Annotated in this window: 6 protein-coding genes; all 6 read left to right on the forward strand. The window is 34.1% G+C overall.

From position 1 onward, the window contains the following. Window positions 1–14: 14 nt before the first annotated feature. The gene (gene yajC / locus CI949_RS14605) at window positions 15–326 is read left to right on the forward strand and encodes a preprotein translocase subunit YajC (RefSeq protein WP_133530366.1); all 312 of its coding nucleotides are present in this window, start codon (window positions 15–17) and stop codon (window positions 324–326) included. Window positions 327–356: 30 nt separating this feature from the next. Then, entirely contained in the window at window positions 357–902 is a 546-nt protein-coding gene (gene lepB / locus CI949_RS14610) for a signal peptidase I (protein WP_290767616.1), read from the forward strand. 29 nt (window positions 903–931) lie between these two features. Further along, window positions 932–2140: a protein translocase subunit SecD gene (gene secD / locus CI949_RS14615; protein ID WP_290767617.1), complete on the forward strand. Its 1209-nt coding sequence runs from the start codon at window positions 932–934 to the stop codon at window positions 2138–2140. A gap of 4 nt (window positions 2141–2144) precedes the next feature. Next, on the forward strand, window positions 2145–3005 hold the full coding sequence (gene secF, locus CI949_RS14620; protein WP_290767620.1) for a protein translocase subunit SecF: 861 nt from the start codon (window positions 2145–2147) through the stop codon (window positions 3003–3005). An 85-nt stretch (window positions 3006–3090) separates the two neighbouring features. Beyond that, window positions 3091–4755: an AarF/ABC1/UbiB kinase family protein gene (locus tag CI949_RS14625; RefSeq protein WP_133530370.1), complete on the forward strand. Its 1665-nt coding sequence runs from the start codon at window positions 3091–3093 to the stop codon at window positions 4753–4755. A gap of 30 nt (window positions 4756–4785) precedes the next feature. Beyond that, window positions 4786–6898: single-stranded-DNA-specific exonuclease RecJ (gene recJ / locus CI949_RS14630; protein WP_290767625.1), on the forward strand; the 2113-nt coding region annotated here is incomplete at its 3' end.

Below are 6898 nucleotides of genomic sequence, written 5' to 3' on the forward strand. Positions count from 1 at the left end.
GGAGAGGATAGTTAATGGAATATTTATATGCAATTTTACCATGGGTCTTAATTTTTGGTATTTTTTGGTTCTTTTTAATCAGACCCCAACAAAAACAGAAAAAAGAACATCAGAACATGCTGGATAATCTTAGTATTGGTGATAAGATAGTTACAATTGGCGGCATCAAAGGCAAAATCATCAAAATTAAAGACAGTAATGTTCGAGTTAGAGTTTCTTCTAATGTTGATATTGACTTTGTTAAAAATGCTGTGTCTCGAGTTGAAGAAAAAAGCAGCAGCAAAAATGATGAGGATACTGAAGAGACTAATAAAGATAAGGAATAGTCGCTTTAGTAAAGAACTGGGGGAAATGATGTGAAAAACGCAGTTAAAGAGTTTTTGCAATCTTTAGTAATAGCAGGTATACTGGCTTTCTTTATAATAACATTTGTGGCCCAGTCATTTGTAGTAGATGGAAGATCAATGGCTAATACTCTTCAGGATGGAGAAAGACTTTTTGTAAATAAATTTATTTACAGATTTCAGCCGCCTGAAAGAGGAGATATTATTGTTTTTTCTCCTAAAGGAGCGCCAGGGCAAAAATATATAAAAAGAGTTATCGGGTTACCTGGTGATACTGTATATATTAAAGATGGTGTTACTTATGTTAATGGGGAGGCACTTGAAGAAAATTATCTGCCAGAAAAAATGCTTGGAGATTTTGGTCCTTATGAGGTTCCAGAAGAAAGTGTTTTTGTTCTTGGGGATAACAGAAATCATAGTGCTGACAGCAGATTCAAAAGCATTGTAGGTTTTGTTGACTATGATGATATATCAGGCAGGGCTTTCTGGGTTTACTGGCCGCTGACTGAGATGAGGGTTATTGATCATCAGAATTATGATTTATCATTTGAAAATTAATTGCTTATTGTTAGGAGGACATTTATTTAATGAGGTATAAACAAAAAAGACGAATTAAATTAATTATTATTTTAGCTATAATGGCCTTTGCTGCATTTTTATATTTTCAGCACGGCATTAATTTAGGACTTGATCTACAGGGGGGAGCCCACATAGTTTTACAGGCTCAGCCTACAGAAGAAAGAGAAATAAATGACACTGTTATGACTGGAATTCAGAGTGTGATTGAAAGACGGGTTAACCAGCTTGGTTTAAGTGAACCTCTGATTCAGAGGCAGGGCAGTGATAGAATAATTGTCGAACTGCCGGCAGTTGACAGTCCAAATGAGGCCATAGAAACTATAGGCCGAACTGCAATGCTGACCTTTCAGAATTCAGCTGGTGAGGTTTTAATGACAGGTGAAGCTGTGCAGGATGCAAGAGCTGATCATGATCAGTATGGTAGACCAGTAGTTGCTTTTACTTTGACAGAAAAAGGTTCTGAAAAATTTGCTGATATTACACGCAAATATATTGGAGAAAAAATTGGGATTTATCTTGATAATGAACAGTTGACTAATCCAACAGTTCAGGCTGTAATTGAAGAGAGAGGACAAATTACAGGATATGAGACAATAGAAGCAGCTCAGAAAGATGCTATACTTATCAGAGAGGGTGCTTTACCAGTTCCGGTTGAGGTTATTGAAACCAGAACCGTTGGACCTACTCTGGGAGAAATCTCTATTCAGAAAAGTATTAGAGCCGGTTTATTAGGTCTTTTATTAGTTGCTATTTATATGGTTTTTTATTACAGATTTCCTGGTGTTTTAGCTTCTGTTATACTTGCAATTTACGGCTTAATTCTGATGGGAACAATGGCAGGTTTGCAGGCAACTTTAACCTTACCTGGTATTGCTGGTTTAATCCTTTCTATTGGTATGGCTGTTGATGCAAATATTATTATTTTCGAGCGAATAAAGGATGAGCTAAAATCTGGTAAGACGCTTAGAGCAGCAATTGATGCAGGTTTTAAAAGAGCTTATACTACTATAGTTGATGCTAATGTAACAACAATTATGACTGCTCTTATTCTGGCCTATTTTACCAGTGGTACAGTTAGAGGTTTTGCTGTGACACTTGGTATTGGTATTATTGTCAGTATGTTTACTGCTTTCTTTGTAACCAGAAATGTGATTGATATTTTTGCAGGCAGTAAATTATTACGTGAAAATAAATCTTTTGGGGTCAGAAAGGGGTAATAAAGTGGATATTTTAGGAAAACGAAAAATTTGGTATACAATTTCGCTTACTGTAATTGCAATTGGGTTATTGTTTTTGCTGATTAATGGATTAAATTTAGGTATCGACTTTAATGGTGGTACTTTAATGGAATTTGGCTTTGAAAATAGCGTTAGTTCAGAAAAAGTTAGGGGAGTTTTAGAAAGAGTTGAAATAGCTGAAGATAGTAAAATTCAACAGTCTGAATCTGCTGGAGAACATGGGATTATTATCAGAACTAAGACTTTGGAGTCGGAAGAGATTGTTATAATTGATAATGCAATCAAAGATGAATTTGAATCGGCTGAAATGTTGAGAACAGAGATGGTTGGACCAACCATTGGTAGAGAATTAAGAATCAATGCTCTGCTGGCTATGATTGCAGCTTCTATTGCAATAGTTGCTTATATTAGTTTTCGCTTTGAGTTCAGATTTGCAGCTGTTTCTATTATAACTTTGATGCATGATGTTTTAATAACAATTGGTATTTTTGCTATCCTGGGTCGAGAGGTTAACACGCCTTTTGTAGCTGCACTTTTAACTATTGTTGGTTATTCTATTAATGATACAATTGTAATTTTTGATAGAATTAGAGAGAATATGAAGTTATTGCACAAAGTTCCCTTTATAGAACAGGCCAATTCAGCAGTTGTAGATACACTGCCCAGATCAATTAACACCTCAGTAACCACATTAATTGCTATTTTAGCTATCTATTTCTTTGGAGGAGCTTCAATTCAGACATTTATGCTAGCTCTCTTTATTGGAATGTTTGCTGGTACTTATTCTTCAATTTTTGTGGCCAGTCCGCTTTTAGTAACCTGGCAGGAAAAAATCAGCAAATAAAAATTAGAATTAGAAAAGTTTTTAGATTATAACCCCTCCTTTGCTTACTGGAGGGGTTTCTATCTTTAAAAAAGGCTGTGATAAAATGGATATGAACTTACCCAAACACTACAGGCATTTTCAGCGTTACAGTGAAATTGCACAGATTCTTGTTAAAAACGGGCTTGGTTTTATTATTTCTCAGCTAGACTTAAATAAATATTTACCATTTAGGAAAAGAATCAGTACTACAGAAAGACCCACAGGAAAAATGCTGGCTGTTAAAATCAGAGAAGTCCTGCAGGAGTTAGGTCCTGCCTATATAAAACTAGGTCAGCTTTTGAGTACCAGAGCGGATATTTTTCCACCTGTTTTTATAGCAGAAATGAGAAAACTTCAGGATAAAGTTCCACCTGAAGATTATGAGCTGATAGAAGATTTTTTAAAAAATGAACTGGGAGATAAGTTTGAAGAGGAAATAATAAAAATTGAAAAAGAAGCTGTTGGAGCCGCTTCAATTGCACAGACCCATAAAATTGTTTTAAAAAATGGAAAAGAAGCGATTATGAAAGTTAAAAGGCCGGGGATTAATAAAAAAATAAGTGTTGATGTAGAAATAATGGAGAACCTTGCCCGCTTAGCTGAAGAAAGAGATTTATTTAATTCTGTTATCAGGCCGGTAGAGATTATTCAGGAATTCAAACGCACAATAAAAGATGAACTTAATTTTAAAGGTGAAATGGCAAATATAATCCGTTTTCGCAGTGATTTTGCTGACGATCCATATATTACAGCTCCTGAAGTTTATTCTGAACTTTCAACAGTTAATCTTTTGATTATGGAGGAAATAAAGGGAGTTAAGCTTAGGGAAGTAGATCAGAGTCACCCTCATAATAAATTTATTGCAGAACTTGGGGCAAAGGCTTTAATGAGGCAGGTATTAATTAATGGTTTTTTCCATGCTGATCCACATCCAGGAAATATATTTATAACTGGCGAAAAAACTATTGCTTATGTTGATTTTGGCATGGTTGGAAGAATTACTGAAGAAGATAGAGATCTAATGGCTCTGCTCTTTTATGCATTGATTAATAAAAAAATTAATGTTTTAATGGATGTAATTTTAATTTTGGGTAATAAACCTGATAATTTTAATCGCCGCAGATTTCAGCTTGATATGGAAAAAATTCTGGACAGATATTATGGCAGTGATTTATCAAATATTGAAATCAAGTCTGTTTTTGAAGATCTGCAGTATTTTATTTACGAACATCAGATTAGAATGCCTCAGGATTTCTTCTTATTATTTAGAGCTATTGCAGTGAGTGAAGGAGTTGGCCAGGATCTGGATCCTGATTTTAATGTGGTAGAAGTTGGACGGGGGTTTATTTCTGATATTTTAGATGACAGAATGCAGGTCAATAAAATTGCTGCAAGGCTTGGTTCGGAAATCTGGAAATTTGGCAGAAAAAAATATGAATTAAATAATCAACTTAAATCTTTTTTAGATAAACTAGTCAAAGATGATTTTACAATTAATTTTAGACATACAAACCTGGAAAATCTTATTTCCCGGCTTGATATCATTTCTAATCGACTTTCAATGAGTTTGATTATTGCTTCTTTAATTATTGGCTCAACCCTGCTTATTCAAACAAATATGGAACCTCGGATATTTAATATCCCCCTACTTGGTTTTATTGGTTATTCATTTGCTGGGATTTTGGGCTTACTTCTTGTAATATCAATTTTTCGCTCAGGTAAATATTAAACTAACTTTAGAATACAATGGTGATAATAGATGGATAAACTATGGAAAATAATTAGCTACAGACAGGATAAAAACCAAAATTTTATAGAACAGCTGCTGGCTGAGCGCGGCATAAAATCTCAACAGGAAAAAGAAATTTATTTAAACCCTAAACTTGAATATTTAAGTGACCCATTTTTACTGCCGGATATGAAAAAAGCTGTAGAAAGAATTAAAAAAGCTGCAGCAAATAAAGAAAAAATTTTAGTTTATGGAGATTACGATGTAGATGGTATTACTTCAACTGCAGTTTTATATAGATTTTTCAAGAAAGCATTTGGAATCGAAATTGATTATTTTTTACCTGACAGGATTGAAGATGGTTATGGGTTGAATATTCAGGCTCTGGAAAAAATCTCTGCAGCAGAAGTTGATTTGATTATAACTGTTGACTGTGGGATTACAGCTTTTGAGGAAGCTGAGTATTTAAAAGCAGAGGACATTGATTTGATTATTACTGATCATCACACTCCCTCCGAAAAAAAGCCTGCAGCAGAGGCAGTGATTAATCATCATCTTGTTCAAGAGGATGACTATTTCGCTGCAGAAATAGCTGGTGTAGGTACAGCTTTTAAATTGGCCCAGGCTTTAAATCCCAAAATTGTTAGGCAGATGGTTAAAGAACTACTGCCGATTGTAGCTCTGGGTACTGTAGCAGATATTGCCCCGCTCAAAAATGAAAACAGAATACTGGTAAAAAACGGTCTGGAATTAATCGGTCAGGACAAGGTTTTGGGATTAAAAACTTTAATAGCTGAACTAAAACTCGATAAAAACAATATTACGGCTGGGCAAATTGGTTATATAATTGCACCACCTTTAAATGCTGCTGGTAGAATTCATGATGCAGAAGAGGCACTGCGCTTATTGATTTCAGAAGATGAAGCAGAGTTAAAAGAAATTGCCAAAAAATTAATCAAAATAAATAAAAAACGGCAGCAGGAGGAAGAAAAAATTTATCAGTCTGTAGAAGAAAAGATTTTAAATATTGATTTAGAAAGCGAAAGGGCAATTATTCTTGCTGATAAGGACTGGCATTCTGGAATAATTGGTATTGTTGCTTCCAGGCTGCTTGAAAAGTATAATCTTCCGGTAATATTATTTGCTGTTGATCAAGAAAATAATACTGCCAAAGGGTCAGCCCGCAGTATTTCAGCCCTTAATATTTATCAGGCACTTAAATACTGCAGCTCCGAAGTGTTAAATTTTGGGGGCCATACAGCAGCCGCCGGTTTGAGCATTGATATAAATAGAATTTCTAAATTTAAAAAGTTATTTAGTCACTATCTAAATCAGAACCTCAGCCAGGAGGACTTTCTTAAGCAGGAAAAAATAGATATTAACCTTGAAGTTTCAGAACTTAACAAAGCTCTTATTAATCAACTGGATAAATTTCGCCCTTACGGAATTGCTAATCCAGCTCCAAAGTTTTTATTTCAAAATTTAAAAAGTCGCGGCTGTTATCAGATGGGTAAAGAAGATAAGCATCTAAAAATTTATTTAGAAAACAATATTCAGGCAGTTGCATTTAATTTTGGAGATCAGGCAGAAAGAATAGCAGCTTCTAATTTTGATTTGATTGGACAGGCGGAAATTAATCGCTGGCGGGGAAAAGAAAATTTGCAGCTTAAAGTAAATGATTACAGGTCTGTAAATGATATTTCTACTGCTTTAGTTTTTGAAAAAGATAATTATTCTATTTACGATTATCGAAATACTGCAGACAAGAAAAATAACCTAAAAAAACTACTGTTTAATAAGGTGATTAAAAAAGCAGCAGTTTATGTTAGCAGCAAAAAAGAAAAAGAGGTTCTAAAAGAAAAATACCCCGAACATTATTTTTTCAGCAGCGAACTGAATACTAAATCAAATTTTTCTCATCTGATTTTTTATTCACTACCATTTTCTTTAGCTCAGTTTCATGATCTTCTGGCTGAATTCAAAAATAATATTCCAGAACAGCCCAGCAGACTAATATTACTTTTTTCAGAAGCAGATATTAAATTTAATCAGAAAATAATTAGCTATCTAAACAAAAAAGAATTGGCAGCTAATAATGAAAATCAATTGGACTTTAAAGGCTCAGTACGATATAATAAATTAT

It is taken from the genome of Halanaerobium sp., assembly GCF_003070835.1.